The organism is Halalkalibacter suaedae (assembly GCF_017939705.1).
Lineage (GTDB): Bacteria > Bacillota > Bacilli > Bacillales > Bacillaceae_D > Halalkalibacter > Halalkalibacter suaedae.
This window is the reverse complement of the sequence record NZ_JAGKSQ010000019.1, coordinates 1-17,017: the sequence shown is the minus strand read 5'-3', so window position 1 is coordinate 17,017 and position 17,017 is coordinate 1. Positions and strand designations below refer to the sequence as shown.

Here is a 17,017-nt window from a genome sequence, read left to right as displayed (position 1 = left end):
GAGATAGCGGTTGTTATTGGTGCGATAGCCGCGGCGATTGGTCCTGTTTTATTAGTAATAGGTACATTAATTAGTTTTATAGGATCAGCTATCACCGTTTTTACTGCTGTGAGTGGAGCAATCGCAACTGCAGGTGGAGCTATGGCTATCATAACAGGTCCTATTGGGATTGCTGTAGCTGCTATAGTCGGTTTAATCGCTATAGGTATAGCCCTTTATAAAAATTGGGATGAAATCAAAGAAAATGCCGTTGTTACCTTTTCTGATTTGGGAGAGTTCATTAGGAATTTCGTGAATCTAACCGTTGGATTTTTTACTAATTTAAAAGACCAGGCAATGGACAAAATCAAAACCTTAACAAATTACATGACCCAAACCATTGAAAACATGAAAAATGTGATCATGGGAATTGTCGGTGTGTTAGTTGGGCTCTTTACTGGAGATTTAGAAAAAATGAAAGAAGGATCTCTCAAAATTGTAGGATCCCTCAAAGCTCAGTTCACTAATTTTGTCGAGCTATTGAAGAGTGGAACACTTGGAAAAGTCGGTCAAATGGTCGGAAGTGTTGTTGAACTTATGGGATCTATGCTTTCAAAAGCTGTCGGGAAAGTAAAGGGTTTATATGATGGTGCGGTAGGATGGTTTAATAATCTTTTGAACAAAGCGGGAGAGGTCGCATCGAATATAGTTTCTAAATTCACAAGGATAAACCTTAAACAAATTGGTATAAATATTATTCGAGGTTTAATTGATGGTATTTCAGAACAAGCAAATGCGTTATGGGCAAAAGCTAAAGAAATAGCTAACGGTATAAAAGGTACGTTAGAGTCTGCACTATTAATTAATTCCCCATCTAAAGTAACAATGGCTATTGGGGATTCTGTTGGTAAAGGATTAGAAATGGGTATGGACTATACCATGAACGGTCTTAAAAAGAAAGCCTCTGAAATGGCACAAGCCGTTACACCTAAGGTAGAACAAACGTCTTTTTCTACTGAGGGATACTCACGTAACTTGCAGACTCAGGCACTTGGCGAAAGAGATAGACGACCGGCGATCATTAATGTTCAAGTCGGAAGCGAGAGTTTGGCACGTGTTCTTGTCGATGATATTAATCAGTTACAGGCGGAACAAACAGTAATGAATTATATGAATAGATGATGAAACTGAAGTTAATATAAAAAAGTATAACTCGATGAATTGAAACAATAACACCTAAAAGAGACTACCGTGTTTTTACGAGTAGTCTCTTTAAAATGCAAATTAATCGAGTTACCCTATATCAGTATTTTGAAAACCGTTATCGCGGTTACGACATATAAGGTTAGTTATATGTCGTGTTCATATCCCAAATATTGTAATTTGTTTTAGGGCGTTTTCCGTACTTGAATGAAATTCGTAAAAATTCAAAGTTGAAATAATAGGAGTGAATTATTCAGAATGCCCATTTACACACCCTAATAAATTTTGGTGTTTCAATGAGTGGATTAACGTTCAGTAAACTGAATATCGCAAGCGGAATAATTTTCATTTTTTAACATTTTCGGAAGAGATTTAAGAGAAGAAACTATCTTTTTTACATCTCAGGAATAGTAGTTATTTTCTTTGGAAAAACGGTCAAATCAGAAATGCAAAACAGGGTTAAAGTTGGGGTTGTAAACATAGGTGAAACACCTATTCTAAAGCACCTTAAGGTTGTTACGCCCATGTAACAGGCCAAGCGTAACAACTCACCTGTAACGCTTGGCCTGTTACGTTTGGGGTTAATTTCTAGAAAAACTCCCTTTCCAAAAAAAAATCTGCGTACCGCATAAAAATTTTTCGGAAATTACTTTAAGCGGATTCCTGTCCTCTTTCCTTCTCTCTAGACATCCCAAAAATCATCATAATCCACCTCGTAACCCTCTTTTCGAAGGGTCCTAATTATCAATGATCCATTCTTCATGCTGGGTCTGTTGTCATCTGCCTTTGTCAGCCTCGAAATAGTATTCCTGTTTACTCCGCTTTCTTTGGCGATCTCCTCTTGAAGAATACTGTGTCTATCTAAAAACTTTCCAAACCTAGAACGTTGCTTCCCTAATCCGAACATATCAACCCGCTCCTTTTTGATTGTTTAATAGGATCATTATGGTCACTAGGAAAGTCCTTTATTCACTTAATTGTGATTTTATATAAAAAGTGTGAATAGTGGACAAGCGGTGATGAGTATCCTTTATCAAAGGCACAGGAGGACGTCAGAGCAACGAAATAAGTCTGATGATACCTAAACGTATAAGGAGTGTCTAAGAACGCCACAGAGACGCCAGGGAGGTTTATATGTATCGACCAACTGTTAGATACGAGGAGGTTTACAAGGAATACGTTGATAATTTGTTTAATGCGACTCATCTAGATCGTAACCAGATCATTCGTGCAGCACTTTTTATCGCTGGCCATACTGAACAGTTTTCCAAAATAATAGAGCCTTTTATAAAAAGAGGGATGACATTACCGCAGCCACTTTGGAACGAAACAGATGAGGATTTATGGTTAAACCAAAAGACGAACATAGGACTTGATAAATTGAAGGAGCGGGTGCAACCAGAAACACAGGTGACTAGGGCAAGACCAAGGCGAGTCCAGGAACAACCGACAGCTGCACCTAAGATGTTTCATTCGAGTAATCAAGAGGTCTCGATCAGTGTGAGTGGACGTCAATATCCCCTACGAGGATAACGCTTGTTCCAATATGACCAAGAGGACGAGGGGACCAAATTTACTTCGGCCAATGTAACAAAATTAAGGAAGGAGAGAGACGGAATGAAGAGACTAAATCCAATGCTTAATGAACAAAGACGTCCAAGAAAACCTTCTATTAATCGCAAAACTCGTTCAGATAAGAAGGTTGATATTCGGGTACCGATCACAGATCAGGATCGAGAGTTTATTTTATGGAATGCTCGTTCTAGAAGAATGTCCATGACGGCATTTTGTACGGAAATTATTCAAATCCAGATTCAAAGAAATCAAGAATTCCATCCCCGCCCTTACGAACACACTGATTTTATTGTTCATGTGAAAGCTGATGAAGAGTTATATCGGCATATCGTCAATTACTCCATAAAGTGGAGCTGCAGCATAAGAGAAGCGACTCATCGGATTTTAACGGATTCTATCTTTTTTATAAAAGGGGGCGTACATGTTGAGGGCGTTCAGTGAGCGAAACCTAATTAGCCAGGAGTTAAGTAAATCGAACTTAATTACACGTGTGTTTGTTCCGCAGAATACAGAGCTACGTTTGATGCTACCACGTGATGTTTACTTTAGAGCCATGATCTTATGTGAAGATGTTCGAGAACTCACTGAAGAACGCTTTAAACTGTCTGACCTTATTAACCACCTTTGGTCTGATTTCATTGGGTTTGTAAGGGAAAAGCAGGACATTCGAGGTACTTATAAACTACTCTTGGAATATGACCGGGGAACGCCTAATGTAAGGATTAAGAAGTATAGCGAGATCACGTTTGAAGAAATTCCGCTCTATCCGATCAGGAAAACACCAGTTGACGATCAAACAGAGACGTACTTTCTCAAGATAAACAGACGTCTTGCATTACGTGGAGAGGTGTTACTCGCTGATATAGAAAAAATCTATCCTAATCATCCGTTTTATCTTGAACGAGTGCTAGAGATTCTCTTGATTGATTTCATTGAAAAACATAGCAAAGGGGAAGCTCAGGAGATCGTGTGTGGAATTATAGAGATGGGTGGCTGACTAAAAAAAGGAGACTCGCCAAAGTTGGCGGGTCTTATTTATTGCCAAATATTCGTGCGAAAAATCCTTTCTTGTTTTCTTCCTCTTTGGCAGCGGCTATTAACTGTTTTGTCTCTTGGACTTCTCTTAACGATTGTATAAGGGTATTATCTCGTTCGTTTAACCGTTCCTCTATATAAGTTTGCTGTCTATCTAGTCGTTCCAGTAGTTCTTTATTGAATTTTTCCTGTTGTTCCATACGTTCTTCTTGCTTTTTCATGTGTTCTAACAGCTGTTGTATCATTTCATCAGAACGCTCGTTAGAACGTTTATTTTCATCGTCTTGCGGTAGAACACTAGGCGTTCTCGATTCGGACGCTTTACTTGAATGCCTTGATATAATAACTTTTGATGCGTTCTCCATTGAAAAACGTTCATCTTGAACCAGGCGTTTGAAATATTTAAGAGAGACTAGATCACCTTCCACGAACAGTCTCTTGTTCCCTTCTGTTCTTGCAAAGTCATATCCGTTCTCTTCGAGTGACAAACACCATTTTCTAAGTGTGCTGGTCCCGATTTCTAAGTGCTCACTAATTTCCTTTGTACTATAAGCTTTCTCGTTATATTCTTCCATTCATTCCGCCCTCCAGTAGCGTTATGTAATGCGTTCTGTATTGAAAAGACAAGCGTTTTGTTGTCCTTTAAAAATAACACAATGAAATTTGGTTGTGTGCATAATGAGGAAAAAAGGTGGTGTGGGTATGGGAATAATGATTTGCATGAGCAAACCTCAACCAAGTAAAGAAGCTCTTGATCGGTTCATTGAAGTTTACAAGCGGATGGTTAAAGAGGTGGAAGAAAAAGAAGTAAATAAAAGTAACTAAAAATATTGACTATTATAGTTACTTTTATTATTATATGAGTAACTTAAATAAAAGAGGAGTTACGATATGAATCACTTTGAAGAGGCAAAATTAGAAGTTGAAAAGTTGGGTAAGGAGTATTTAGAACAAATAAGAGGAGAAGATATTTTCGCTCCTGATGCAACAAAAAAGGTCGATGACTTCGTTCAAGCTGCCTTCAAAGTAATTAACGCATATTTTAGAGGTGGTCTTATTAGTGATAATGAATATGGCCATGTCGCTAAAATGGTTGGTAAATTAGAAAACATGATCCACGGTGCTTACTTTACTCCTCCAGCTGATCGCCCCGTTGGCAGACCTTCTATTGGTGTCACTAAAAAGGTTTCTCTCACGTTGTCAGAGGAAATTTGGGGAGAGATAGAGGGACGTATGGAGGAAACAGGGGATAAGCAATCTGCTGTACTGCGTGACGTTCTTGAAAAAGAGTTAACACCTTATGAATTTGAGCCGAACGAGAAAGTTTGGGAGGAATTTAAGGTTTTTGTGTTTAATGCCAAGCCTCATTTATTCTTCCACTATTACAAAAACGACTTATATATTGCGACACCAATTAAAAGAGCAGAATCTACAGAAGATGGTGAAGGGGTTCAAATTACTTTTGCAAGTGGTAGCGTGGATGTATTTAGTAACTATAAATTAACAAAAGTATATCGTCCGCCTATGCTGATGACTCAATGCGAAGTCTGCTACCAGGTGTACAACAATTCCGGTGATACGATCGGCTACATCTATACGACTCCTGGTGAATGATTTATGCAGGATTTTATGCAACATAGATTCAATCTAGTGAGCTCAAAACCCTTGATTTATCAGTATGTATAAAAATATGTATAATATGGGTCCGTTTTCGACGAGTAAAAGCCTTTATATATAAGGCTTTTTTGTTTTGCATAATTACGGCATATGATTATTTTACGTAATAATGTTGAATAACTTATACATTAATAATTAAACAACGAATATAAACAGTTAATGCAAATAAAATGTACTATCTACACACTTAGGTTAACAGTTATTCTCCAGAGGTCTGGAGGTGATTGTGATTTGGAAGGCATTGCGGTAACCACCCTCGCATTTAGTATCTTTTTTGGAACAATAACTATTTTTTTGAACGGGTGTATGTTGTTAATTACAGTTATGAGATACAGAGATAAAAAAAAGAATCCTTCTAAAAAGGATCCAAACTAAGCGAAATTTTTACTGTTATCATAACGTGTGTAGCAGCTGGAGTGTTGGGAGCACTTCAGCTTTTTTTTCGTTAAGACCTTCGTTAGCGTGTTCGTTTGAGATTTGTATACACCTTTGTATCCTTTGAACGATAAGGGTTTGATTAATTACGCTAATAGCGGTATTACCGCTGTAATACAATGTATGACATTGACCTTATCGTATACCTCAACTTTTAAATTTTTATTGAAAAGTTTAATATAATGAAATTTTTGAACGTAAAAAGCCACCCTCCGAAGAGAAGTGGCTTTTCCTTTTGGGATCACGCTAAGGCGATCAGTTAGAATCTTTTAGGCCGCACTTGAGTTATAAACTCAAAGGGCAATATTATTATTATCCGTTTGTTTGAAACATATGAGTACTATTCTACACTAATACGTTATGTTTTTCAAGGTTGTCTTTTTATTTCTCTTCTGGTCTAAGTTTAGTGTACATCCGTCTAATTCTTTCATCGAGTAGATCCATCTGGTCATTAGTGAGTTTAAATATTTGGTGGTAAGCTTTTTTAGGTTTGACAATTCTAATCTTACTAATTGGACGCATCTGATCTGGAATTGCTACCGAGTTCTTTTTATTGAGTCCAGTTATTTGCCCTATGAATAGTCGGTCTCTGTGCAAGTTTTCTTCAGTCTCTCCTTCTTCCAGGGACGTTAAAGGAACAACGTTCACATTAGGGTTGTGCTTAGAACTATCCTTGATAACAACACCATAGTGCATACCGCCATACTCAGCTCCTACATTGAAGCCAAAGTTAGCAAATATAATCTCTGAACGCTTATACGCACGTAAATAGGAAGGGTCAAAATTCTCTTCCCATTCTAAATATTTATTTTGATTTTCTAACCATTCAATAAAGATATTTCCGCGTTTTTCAGTCATATTTTGAATGACTTTTTCCAACTTCATTAGTTGTTTGTTCATTTCAATTAATGCAGATTCATTTTCATGTATCTTTTTATCCGTTTCCGTTTTCATCTGTTTCTCCCCTCTCTCAACGATAAAAAGCACCGACCTAAATTTGTTTTAGGGGTACTTATTCGCTGTCTCCCTTTATATGTTCCATAATATCTCCTGGCTGACATTCTAAAGCTGTGCAAATCTTATCGATGACTTCCAGTGAAACATATTGGTTCTTGCTTAATTTAGCGATCGTGGACCATGAAACATCGATCTTTTTTTGTAGGTCTTGTTTTTGAATATCACGGTCAATCATTAGTTTCATTAAAGGTTTATAACTGATCAAATTCTCCACCCGCTTCTATTTCTGTAGTTTTTCTTTAATTATACCTATTAAACTATGGAAAAATAAAGAAATAATTGACAAGTTATATATTCTATCCTACAATTATCTACATAAAGATGTAGATTTTCTACAATAAATACGTTTATTTCTTTAATAAAATGTAGAAAAAGGGAGGGTTACTAGTGAATGACAAGCCAGTAACAGCCAGGAGTCTTGCTTATGAATTAGATTTTGAAATGGGAGCAATTAGGAATTTAGTATCGTTGATAGCGGACGTAGAATTGGAATTTATTCATTTAGTTGAAACCATGGAGGAAGTCGAAGACAGAGGTCAAGAAGAACTCTACTATAGAGAGCATTCTAGGAAAGCTAGAGTTTTGGCAAAACTTATGCAATACACAGTAGATGAACTGAAATGTGAAGTAGAAAAAACCAGTCACATAAGAGATACGATATTTGAAACTTTTGTAAAAAACGAAGGTTGAAGAATGAAGTGAAAATTGTATGGGAAGTGAATAGAATTAGTCGTAATCTTGAAAAAAAAAGCCACAGTGCTGGAGACACCGTGACTTCTGATCAAAACATTTGATAACTAATTATAGCAAAAGGGGATCGGTAAAATCGACCCCTATTTTTTCTTAAGACTTTGATTAAACGAAAAACCGCTCCATGGCATCTTCAAAAATTATTTTCGCTTGTTGTTGAAATATGAGAATGAAAGACTTACAATTAATCTTAACTTAATAGATCGGACAAATAAAAAAGCCATTTCCATAATGTTAGGTGTTACCAGCACGCTAACGGAAATGACTTTGCCTGTTCTCAGACAACAGGTTATTAGATGTGTTCATTATATCCAATCGCTATTGATATTTCAATAGGTTTGTTTTGGTATATTTTCACGAATTGTGGAGCATACTCTTTTAACCTCTTATTTTTTTAACAGGTTAAAGGAGTATGCTTTTTTGTTTTCTGCAACGTGGAATGCCTAACACACGTTGTAAAACAAAACTTGAACAGGTTAGCTGAGCCGATGCACATAAAATTAAGCGTGTCACAACAAAACGGACAACCTTCCATTCCGTGTGACAGTCTAGGTGGGGACTACCAGCGAAAGCGAAAGGTTTGGGACGGTAATCGTTAGCGTTGCGGCGCTAGGGTGTTCAGGCAGGGATAACGCAACTTTGCGTTGACCAGCATACAGGGGCGATTTTGTATGTAGAAAGCTTGGATCGGTTGAGAGATCGGAAGTCATGGAAGGGTTATACATACGGACACCTGCTGAGGGCTACGCCTGTTGAATATCGACTTTGCTTCTATATGCAGCTTAACTTGTTTATTCAGTTTTGCCTGCGTATAGGGGCGAAGACTGTTTCCAGCCGTTTTCCTACCTCTTGCATTGCCTGTTGAAGAGCGAAAAGATGTCAAGCTTATAGACGAAAAAAGATGAAAAATAAAGAAGAGATGAGAACGAGAGTAAGTGTCTAATGGGTGAGGACATAGCCTCGGCCCGAGGACAGGGCGAAGGCAAACGGAAGTGCGGTAGGGATCGGCAGAGTATGAGGATATATAGTTAGACTTTCAACATAATACTAATTTGATTGAAAGAGTGAATAAGCCTTATGGATAAGAATAAAAATTGGGGACAACCATCTGATGAAGCTATGAAGCTGTTAGTTAGGTTTTTATTACAATGTGAATTTATGAAAAAAGAAGATCAACCTAAAGACAGGACTTAATTTCATTTACTATATTGATTGCGGTATGTGAAATTCAATAAATATACGGATAGGGAGTGGTCATTCTTGCAGAGATTAAATGTGAGCCTAACTATAGATATCCCTGAAGAGTATGTTTTGATAACAAAATTAGAGTTTGAAGAACTAAAGAGTAAAGAACTGTCGGGTGTCTACTGGAACATGAAGGATCTGGAGCTTCGTGTTAATCGAAAACAAGAATGGATCAAGGAGAATGTTCTCTATCCAATAAGATTCAGACGGATCCTAGATAGTGAAAATGGAGGTTTCGTGTTTTATCCCAGGTCAAAAGGACAGACATGGAGTTTTCAGGCTTCAAAAATGGCTGAGTTTCTGGATGACAACTTTGTTCAGATATTTTCAATTTAGGATTTATGTAAACATTAACTATAGTTATTGCATACATAAACCACCTTTAATGTTTACATTAATACCTGTTGAACTGTAGTTTCTGTATACATTAATCTAATAGGATCCTTCAAAGTAATCAAAAAGCCTAGTTAACTCCTGGTTGGGAGCTGCTAGGCTTTTTTTGTTCTTTCAGAAACAAGAGCATTTATATAAAGTGTAATCAGTTTTTTATCCTGGTCAGTCAACTCAATATCTCCATACAATACCCTCTTTTGATGAAGTACAAATCCTAAGTCTTGAGTGTCGTACATAGGATCGGCCTCTTCATCATACATCCACTCAAAATATCCAGCTCTAAACATTAACTGTGAATATTTCTCTCCCAATGGACTTTCTAACTTTTTAAGTATCTCAGGTGAAGGAATACCCTTCTTACCCGTCTCGATTTGCGATAAATACGAATTCGAATATCCAGTTAATTCTTCTAATTTTTTAAGTGTTAATCCCTGTCGTTTCCTTAATCCTTTCAGGTAAGAACCAAATTCTTGAGCATTCATTTTCTCACTCCTTTATAACAATACTATACAATTTCTTGCTAACAGTAAACATTTTATATCTATTAACTTGCTATAAGTAAGAAAATGAATTAAAATCGTACTAGCAGCAAGAAAGGAGGGGCGGGGACTTTGAAAATTAAAGTGAAAGATTACGAGAAGTTCAATGTGCTATTACTGAGAAAAGGCTTTAGCAAAACGGAATTTAGTAAAGTAATTGGTTTGTCCCAGACTATGATGGTGCAGTTAACAAATGGAAGTCGAAACCCTAGTCCGAAAACAGCAAAAAAAATAACTGAAGTTCTAGAAATTGATTTTGATGAAATTTTTGTAATTGATGCTGGAGGTGAGAAAGTTGGCTGCTGATTATTTGATAGGTCGCCTGACTGTTAATTATGCGATTGATACTATTGCTCTTGCTTACAAGGTTCAAGGAAGGTTTTCTTATGTGGATCTTGGTCACGGTGATTCTATTGAGGTAGAAAACGAAGGTGATTATAAAGAGGTCTCAATTCAAAACGTTATTGAAACAACGGTTGATAATTGTTCAGAAAGGCACACGTTCTTTAATTTAGGACAATCAATGTATGAAGGGGTTCGAGCTCGAGTTCGTTTAAACCCTAATACATCTAAGCTAATTGAGGAAAACAGGCGAAAATACTTTATTAAACAGCTTTTCAAACAAGTTGAAGCGGGCGGACTCTCCCAGCAAGATGCAGTGGAAACACTTTTAAAATGGGAAACTGACTTCGAAGAATAAGAGTAGGTGAGGTGATATGAACGAGCCGTTAATACCAGGTGGCTACATAATTTTGTCTCGTCAAATTATTGAAAGCTCAATATGGGATAAGCCGCCACTGTATTTAAAAGTTTGGCTTTACCTTTTAAACAGAGCTCAATACAAAGAGTTCAAACAGTTAAAAAGAGGACAGTTGTTTGTTTCTATTCCAGAGATCCGCGAGGCTTGCAGCTGGTACGTAGGTTTTCGAAAAGAAAAGCCGACAAAAGATCAAATTTATCAAATTATTGATTGGTTACGAAAACCCAATGAAGCAGTCGATGAAGCCAAGACGAAAGCAACAATGATTACGACAACGAAAGCAACGCACGGTTTGTTGATAACCATTGATAACTACGGGGTTTATCAGAACCCAAATAACTATGAAAGCAACGATGAATCAAACAATGAAAAAGAGATGAGAGCAACAAGAGAGCAACGAGCACCCAACAATATAAATAAAGAAAGTAAAGAAGGTAAGAAAGATAAAAAAAATACTACTTCCTTTTTTCAAAACGAAGCCGTCCATCCTTTTTTTGAAATTTATAAATCTGTCTTTAAAGAAATGTTAGGACAAGATCATTATCCAGTAACAGAAAAACAAGCTACTAGAATCATGAGTGCTATGGATCAGCTAGAAGAACGTGGAGTAGATCGTGAAGATTTTGAGAATGTAGCATATGAACACCTTAGTAATTTACCAGAATCTAATAACGGAAACATTTTAGCATTCATACCAGCTATAGATAGACATTTCCCCTTTTAGACGAAGGTTATTGAATATAGCAAAGGGTGAAGAGCATGGAAGAACCTTGGTACAAAATTATTGAGCGAGAAGTATTTTTCTATTTGCGTTATGAAGCAGTGGTTAAGGACATCCGAGATGAGATTGAAGAAAATCAACAGGTAGTTTCTTATCCTCAAAGCTATGTTCTCGAAACAGGTGAAATCGTCAGAGAACAGATGGGTGTTGAGCAACAAGTAATTAAACGGATAGAAAAGCATGAGTTTTTTCTGAAATGCCTTAAACGAGCAGAAGAAAGAAAGAGACGATTGGTAAAAGCAGTGAACCAGTTAAATGAATCAGATCGGCAATTAGTTTTCACTGGTAACCCTATCCCGACAAACATATTGAAACGAATTTACGCCATTTATGTTCAAGAAAGAGCACCTATTGATGGCAAGTTAAAAAATGAATACATGCAGCAATTTCAAACAGGGGGTGTTGTTACATGTTAGATCGCCTTTCTACAAGCGAAAAAAGAATGGTTAAAGAAAAGGTTTCTAAAGAGCTAAAACGTTATCGAATCGCAAAAGAAATAGGTGAAATTCAATCGGTAGAAAAAGTAGAAAGAGCAATTGAGAAGCTACCGGAAAAAGAACGTTTCTTGATAAAAGAACGGTATACCCATCCAGATAGCGAATACACCACAGATCAACAAGTTTATTCTTTTAAGTTTAGTCCAGTCATTAGTGCAGCTCATTACAATACGATCAGATCTCGGGCTATGGTGAAACTAGCCTTAGCTTTAGGTATCGATTGTGGTTTCGATTTGAATTCTAAGATCAACTGGAATCTATAGCCCCCCTACCATTAACCGATTTTAGACAAATTAGGGATACCGGGGAAGGGGAGGCAAACGCACACCTCAAAAAAATTTTTGTAGTTTTTTTGTAGTACTACAGTTGAAAAGAATTACTACAAATCAAGGCTTTTACCTTTATCACGCTATTGTAGTACTACAAAAATGTAGATGTCACTAACCGGCCCATTGAAAGGAGGTGATTACATATGAGATATGAAACAGCATCAGCACTTCCAGGAAGCGAATCAAGGATGGCAATAGCAAAAGAAGTAGAAAAGCGGACTGCGTTGATCAGCCAAATCAATGCAGTCTTAAAGAAGCACAAGTAATGATGCCCTCTCCCAATGAATGTGATCGTATAGGGTGTTTAGCAGCACCCTATGTAAATTTGAAAATAGGAGCTGACCAAATGTTATCTGCAGAAAAAACGAAAAAACTTAACAAACAAGAGAAAATCCAGATGGACAAGCTTATAAAAGAATATGACGAATCCGCTGAAGCAACAAGAACTAGAAGGCTAAATGGTCCTAAAGAGGATGTGGTCAAAAGATATCATCAAGCGACTAAAAACTTAGCTGAATTTTTATCTAAACACAATTTAACTAGATAGAATGGCAGAACTTATCCTTTCTGGTTATGCCATTTGTTGGAATGATAAAGCATTTATTGAAGAGAAGAACGATATACGCTTTTACGAACAGTTCCAGCGTGGGGCGTTTTTAGGATCTATAGCAACAAAAAAACAAAAAGTCTTGTTATTTCATAAAAATCATTATGAAATCGAGGGGGACTTAACTCTTCTGGAAGATGAGACAGGCTTAGCGTTCAGTATTGAATTGCCTGATAGTAGCGAGGGGCGCTTTGTCTATAATTTAGTAAAAGAAGGTACTATAAGTCATGTATCAATAGGATTTCGTAATGCACGTGTGCAAATGGATGAATATCGTCATTATGAGTACCGTCTTGTAAAAAAAGCTGACCTGGATGAAATTAGCTTGGTTGAAGTGCCAGCTTACAAAAAATCGATTGTTCGAACAGGATGCGATCACGTTACGTTATCTTTGTTGTCTAAAATCGATAAGTCTCTGAGGTGTGTGTAAATGCAACAACAAAAAAAAACTAAGATACAATTTTTCTATGATCTTAAAAAGGCTTGTGATGACGTGATAAAAGCACATAAACGAAGAGATGAAAAAATGCTTACTTTAGCTTTCAATCGTGTGCAGACTGTGCTAGGTGGGATGAAAGATTATGAGTAAGACGGAACTGAAAGTTGTTCACTGTATGAAATGCAAAAAAACACTTGGGAAAATAAGCGGTGAAGCTGAAATAAAGTGTACCCGTTGTAAAACAATCAATGCTTACAATAATTAAATAAAAGTCGCTCAGACGACCACTTAAGGCTCATGAAGTCCACTCAAAAAACGAGGGGCTTCTTTTTTGTGCCTCTCTTATTCGAGAGGGTGAAGAAAATGGCTAAAAACATCAAAGGGATTACGATTGAGATAGATGGTGAAACGAAAGGTTTAGACAAAGCTCTCCAAGGTGTAAATAAGCAAAGTAGAGACTTGCAGGGCGAACTAAGACAAGTTGAGAGAGGATTGAAATTTAATCCGGAATCTGTTGAGTTATTAGCACAAAAACAACAATTGCTAACTGAACAAATTGGTGCGACGAGCGATAAACTTAATCAATTAAAAGGTGTACAATCTCAGGTCGAAACGCAATTCAAAAGTGGTGAAATTGGTGAGGCTCAGTACAGGGCATTCCAGAGAGAACTTGTTGAAACAGAGAGTAAATTGAATCACTTTGAGAGTGAATTGAAGTCAACGGAAAAAGGTTTCAACTCCTTAGCAGATAAAGCTAAAGAAACAGGAGAGAGTTTTCAAAAGACAGGCGATAAGATGAGTTCAGTTGGAGCGACGCTTTCTACCTCTGTTTCCTTACCAATGGCTGCACTTGGTGGTATCGCATTAAAATCTGCAAGCGATGTAGAAGCTGCACAAGGTAAGATACAAGCTCAACTCGGTTTAACTGCTGAAGAAGCTAAAGAGTTAGATGGTGTGGCTAGAGAACTTTTTAATGATGCGTTTGGCGAAAGTATGGAAGATGTAAATCAGTCGCTTGTTACTGTCAAGCAGAACATAAAGGGCTTAAATGATGAAGATTTAAAAACCGTTACTGAAAACGCCTATATTCTTCAGGATGCTTTTGGTGCTGATATCCAAGAATCGACCAAGACGGCTTCGACCTTGATGAAGAACTTCGGTATAGATGCTGATGAAGCATTTGATTTGATGACAAGAGGCTTCCAAGAAGGTGGAGATTACAGTGGGGAGTTGCTAGATTCCCTAAATGAATATGCTCCGCAGTTTTCGGCTCTCGGTATGGGTTCGGATGATATGGTTAATACCCTTCTAAAAGGAGCTGAAGCTGGGGCGTTTTCGTTAGATAAAGTGGGTGACGCTGTTAAGGAATTCAACATCAGGGCAAAGGATGGTTCTGAATCGACGAGCGAAGCTTTCGCTAACCTTAAGTTAAATGCTGGAGATATGCAGGAAGCCTTTACAGAGGGTGGAGAAGCAGGGAAAGAGGCATTCAACCAGGTCATGGAATCCTTATCTGGAATGGATGATGAAATACTTCGTAATGAAACAGGTGTTGCTCTATTTGGTACTCAGTGGGAAGACCTTGAATCAGATGTTGTCACAGCATTAGGGACAACAAAGGATTTACTTGGAGAAACTGAAGGGGCAACTCAAAAAGCCGGAGATGCTATGTATGACAATTTCGGCTCGAGAATTGTAAGTGTACTGAGAGATCTACAAGATTCTATCCTGCCTCTTGGATTGATCCTGTTAGACATGGCTGAAAAATGGCTACCGAAAATAAATAGTGCAATCCAAAAGATGGCTGATTGGTTCGGTGAATTATCACCAAAAGGACAAGAGATAGCGGTTGTTATTGGTGCGATAGCCGCGGCGATTGGTCCTGTTTTATTAGTAATAGGTACATTAATTAGTTTTATAGGATCAGCTATCACCGTTTTTACTGCTGTGAGTGGAGCAATCGCAACTGCAGGTGGAGCTATGGCTATCATAACAGGTCCTATTGGGATTGCTGTAGCTGCTATAGTCGGTTTAATCGCTATAGGTATAGCCCTTTATAAAAATTGGGATGAAATCAAAGAAAATGCCGTTGTTACCTTTTCTGATTTGGGAGAGTTCATTAGGAATTTCGTGAATCTAACCGTTGGATTTTTTACTAATTTAAAAGACCAGGCAATGGACAAAATCAAAACCTTAACAAATTACATGACCCAAACCATTGAAAACATGAAAAATGTGATCATGGGAATTGTCGGTGTGTTAGTTGGGCTCTTTACTGGAGATTTAGAAAAAATGAAAGAAGGATCTCTCAAAATTGTAGGATCCCTCAAAGCTCAGTTCACTAATTTTGTCGAGCTATTGAAGAGTGGAACACTTGGAAAAGTCGGTCAAATGGTCGGAAGTGTTGTTGAACTTATGGGATCTATGCTTTCAAAAGCTGTCGGGAAAGTAAAGGGTTTATATGATGGTGCGGTAGGATGGTTTAATAATCTTTTGAACAAAGCGGGAGAGGTCGCATCGAATATAGTTTCTAAATTCACAAGGATAAACCTTAAACAAATTGGTATAAATATTATTCGAGGTTTAATTGATGGTATTTCAGAACAAGCAAATGCGTTATGGGCAAAAGCTAAAGAAATAGCTAACGGTATAAAAGGTACGTTAGAGTCTGCACTATTAATTAATTCCCCATCTAAAGTAACAATGGCTATTGGGGATTCTGTTGGTAAAGGATTAGAAATGGGTATGGACTATACCATGAACGGTCTTAAAAAGAAAGCCTCTGAAATGGCACAAGCCGTTACACCTAAGGTAGAACAAACGTCTTTTTCTACTGAGGGATACTCACGTAACTTGCAGACTCAGGCACTTGGCGAAAGAGATAGACGACCGGCGATCATTAATGTTCAAGTCGGAAGCGAGAGTTTGGCACGTGTTCTTGTCGATGATATTAATCAGTTACAGGCGGAACAAACAGTAATGAATTATATGAATAGATGATGAAACTGAAGTTAATATAAAAAAGTATAACTCGATGAATTGAAACAATAACACCTAAAAGAGACTACCGTGTTTTTACGAGTAGTCTCTTTAAAATGCAAATTAATCGAGTTACCCTATATCAGTATTTTGAAAACCGTTATCGCGGTTACGACATATAAGGTTAGTTATATGTCGTGTTCATATCCCAAATATTGTAATTTGTTTTAGGGCGTTTTCCGTACTTGAATGAAATTCGTAAAAATTCAAAGTTGAAATAATAGGAGTGAATTATTCAGAATGCCCATTTACACACCCTAATAAATTTTGGTGTTTCAATGAGTGGATTAACGTTCAGTAAACTGAATATCGCAAGCGGAATAATTTTCATTTTTTAACATTTTCGGAAGAGATTTAAGAGAAGAAACTATCTTTTTTACATCTCAGGAATAGTAGTTATTTTCTTTGGAAAAACGGTCAAATCAGAAATGCAAAACAGGGTTAAAGTTGGGGTTGTAAACATAGGTGAAACACCTATTCTAAAGCACCTTAAGGTTGTTACGCCCATGTAACAGGCCAAGCGTAACAACTCACCTGTAACGCTTGGCCTGTTACGTTTGGGGTTAATTTCTAGAAAAACTCCCTTTCCAAAAAAAAATCTGCGTACCGCATAAAAATTTTTCGGAAATTACTTTAAGCGGATTCCTGTCCTCTTTCCTTCTCTCTAGACATCCCAAAAATCATCATAATCCACCTCGTAACCCTCTTTTCGAAGGG

23 protein-coding genes are annotated in these 17,017 nt (G+C 37.3%); 18 read left to right on the top strand and 5 right to left on the bottom strand.

Going from position 1 to position 17,017, the window contains the following annotated elements; genetic code table 11:
• A partial coding sequence (locus tag J7W16_RS21460; RefSeq protein ID WP_283246073.1) for a phage tail protein occupies positions 1–1,161 on the top strand: 1,161 nt, incomplete at its 5' end.
• A 703-nt stretch (positions 1,162–1,864) separates the two neighbouring features.
• Here the strand turns inward: J7W16_RS21460 and J7W16_RS21455 are convergent.
• Positions 1,865–2,089: a helix-turn-helix domain-containing protein gene (locus J7W16_RS21455; RefSeq protein WP_210599489.1), complete on the bottom strand. Its 225-nt coding sequence runs from the start codon at positions 2,087–2,089 to the stop codon at positions 1,865–1,867.
• 227 nt (positions 2,090–2,316) lie between these two features.
• Between J7W16_RS21455 and J7W16_RS21450 the strand changes: the two genes are divergently transcribed.
• The 3 genes from J7W16_RS21450 (at position 2,317) to J7W16_RS21440 (ending at position 3,754) form a co-directional block, all read left to right on the top strand.
• Positions 2,317–2,715, top strand: a complete 399-nt coding sequence (locus tag J7W16_RS21450) for a hypothetical protein (RefSeq protein WP_210599488.1) — start codon at positions 2,317–2,319, stop codon at positions 2,713–2,715.
• An 84-nt stretch (positions 2,716–2,799) separates the two neighbouring features.
• Complete coding sequence (locus J7W16_RS21445; RefSeq protein ID WP_210599487.1) at positions 2,800–3,198, top strand: hypothetical protein; 399 nt, start codon at positions 2,800–2,802, stop codon at positions 3,196–3,198.
• A complete protein-coding gene (locus J7W16_RS21440; protein WP_210599486.1) occupies positions 3,179–3,754 on the top strand; it encodes a hypothetical protein in 576 nt (191 codons plus the stop codon). The genes J7W16_RS21445 and J7W16_RS21440 overlap by 20 nt, the downstream gene beginning before the upstream one ends.
• Before the next feature lie 34 nt (positions 3,755–3,788).
• On the opposite strand, the gene J7W16_RS21435 is transcribed toward J7W16_RS21440, so the two are convergent.
• Positions 3,789–4,367 (bottom strand): DUF3967 domain-containing protein, encoded by a 579-nt coding sequence (locus J7W16_RS21435; protein WP_210599485.1) that lies wholly within the window; start codon positions 4,365–4,367, stop codon positions 3,789–3,791.
• Between the two features lie 127 nt (positions 4,368–4,494).
• Here J7W16_RS21435 and J7W16_RS22240 point away from each other — a divergent pair, with 127 nt between their 5' ends.
• Positions 4,495–4,617: a hypothetical protein gene (locus J7W16_RS22240; RefSeq protein ID WP_283246072.1), complete on the top strand. Its 123-nt coding sequence runs from the start codon at positions 4,495–4,497 to the stop codon at positions 4,615–4,617.
• A 66-nt stretch (positions 4,618–4,683) separates the two neighbouring features.
• Complete coding sequence (locus J7W16_RS21430) at positions 4,684–5,406, top strand: hypothetical protein (protein WP_210599484.1); 723 nt, start codon at positions 4,684–4,686, stop codon at positions 5,404–5,406.
• Between the two features lie 879 nt (positions 5,407–6,285).
• Here J7W16_RS21430 and J7W16_RS21425 read toward each other — a convergent pair.
• On the bottom strand, positions 6,286–6,858 hold the full coding sequence (locus tag J7W16_RS21425; protein WP_210599483.1) for a type II toxin-antitoxin system PemK/MazF family toxin: 573 nt from the start codon (positions 6,856–6,858) through the stop codon (positions 6,286–6,288).
• 58 nt (positions 6,859–6,916) lie between these two features.
• Positions 6,917–7,126: a helix-turn-helix domain-containing protein gene (locus J7W16_RS21420; protein WP_210599482.1), complete on the bottom strand. Its 210-nt coding sequence runs from the start codon at positions 7,124–7,126 to the stop codon at positions 6,917–6,919.
• A 182-nt stretch (positions 7,127–7,308) separates the two neighbouring features.
• Between J7W16_RS21420 and J7W16_RS21415 the strand changes: the two genes are divergently transcribed.
• Both J7W16_RS21415 and J7W16_RS21410 read left to right on the top strand, forming a co-directional pair.
• A complete protein-coding gene (locus J7W16_RS21415) occupies positions 7,309–7,611 on the top strand; it encodes a hypothetical protein (protein WP_210599481.1) in 303 nt (100 codons plus the stop codon).
• Between the two features lie 1,320 nt (positions 7,612–8,931).
• Positions 8,932–9,252: a DUF771 domain-containing protein gene (locus tag J7W16_RS21410; RefSeq protein WP_210599480.1), complete on the top strand. Its 321-nt coding sequence runs from the start codon at positions 8,932–8,934 to the stop codon at positions 9,250–9,252.
• Between the two features lie 152 nt (positions 9,253–9,404).
• Here the strand turns inward: J7W16_RS21410 and J7W16_RS21405 are convergent, their stop codons facing one another.
• Positions 9,405–9,791: a helix-turn-helix domain-containing protein gene (locus J7W16_RS21405; protein WP_210599479.1), complete on the bottom strand. Its 387-nt coding sequence runs from the start codon at positions 9,789–9,791 to the stop codon at positions 9,405–9,407.
• 129 nt (positions 9,792–9,920) lie between these two features.
• Here J7W16_RS21405 and J7W16_RS21400 point away from each other — a divergent pair, with 129 nt between their 5' ends.
• From J7W16_RS21400 to J7W16_RS21360, 10 genes are all read left to right on the top strand, one after another.
• Positions 9,921–10,154, top strand: coding sequence for a helix-turn-helix transcriptional regulator (locus J7W16_RS21400; RefSeq protein ID WP_210599478.1), 234 nt, complete (start codon positions 9,921–9,923; stop codon positions 10,152–10,154).
• Entirely contained in the window at positions 10,144–10,548 is a 405-nt protein-coding gene (locus tag J7W16_RS21395; protein WP_210599477.1) for a hypothetical protein, read from the top strand. The genes J7W16_RS21400 and J7W16_RS21395 overlap by 11 nt, the downstream gene beginning before the upstream one ends.
• A 16-nt stretch (positions 10,549–10,564) precedes the next feature.
• Complete coding sequence (locus J7W16_RS21390) at positions 10,565–11,332, top strand: hypothetical protein (protein ID WP_210599476.1); 768 nt, start codon at positions 10,565–10,567, stop codon at positions 11,330–11,332.
• Positions 11,333–11,367: 35 nt separating this feature from the next.
• A complete protein-coding gene (locus tag J7W16_RS21385) occupies positions 11,368–11,805 on the top strand; it encodes a hypothetical protein (RefSeq protein WP_210599475.1) in 438 nt (145 codons plus the stop codon).
• Entirely contained in the window at positions 11,799–12,149 is a 351-nt protein-coding gene (locus J7W16_RS21380) for a hypothetical protein (RefSeq protein ID WP_210599474.1), read from the top strand. The genes J7W16_RS21385 and J7W16_RS21380 overlap by 7 nt, the downstream gene beginning before the upstream one ends.
• A 209-nt stretch (positions 12,150–12,358) precedes the next feature.
• Positions 12,359–12,481: a hypothetical protein gene (locus J7W16_RS22235; RefSeq protein ID WP_283246071.1), complete on the top strand. Its 123-nt coding sequence runs from the start codon at positions 12,359–12,361 to the stop codon at positions 12,479–12,481.
• Positions 12,482–12,561: 80 nt separating this feature from the next.
• Positions 12,562–12,762: a hypothetical protein gene (locus J7W16_RS21375; RefSeq protein ID WP_210599473.1), complete on the top strand. Its 201-nt coding sequence runs from the start codon at positions 12,562–12,564 to the stop codon at positions 12,760–12,762.
• A 1-nt stretch (position 12,763) separates the two neighbouring features.
• Complete coding sequence (locus J7W16_RS21370) at positions 12,764–13,252, top strand: HK97 family phage prohead protease (protein WP_210599472.1); 489 nt, start codon at positions 12,764–12,766, stop codon at positions 13,250–13,252.
• Complete coding sequence (locus J7W16_RS21365; RefSeq protein WP_210599471.1) at positions 13,253–13,411, top strand: hypothetical protein; 159 nt, start codon at positions 13,253–13,255, stop codon at positions 13,409–13,411. It abuts the gene before it with no gap.
• 213 nt (positions 13,412–13,624) lie between these two features.
• Positions 13,625–16,261: a phage tail tape measure protein gene (locus tag J7W16_RS21360; RefSeq protein WP_210599470.1), complete on the top strand. Its 2,637-nt coding sequence runs from the start codon at positions 13,625–13,627 to the stop codon at positions 16,259–16,261.
• Positions 16,262–17,017: the final 756 nt, after the last annotated feature.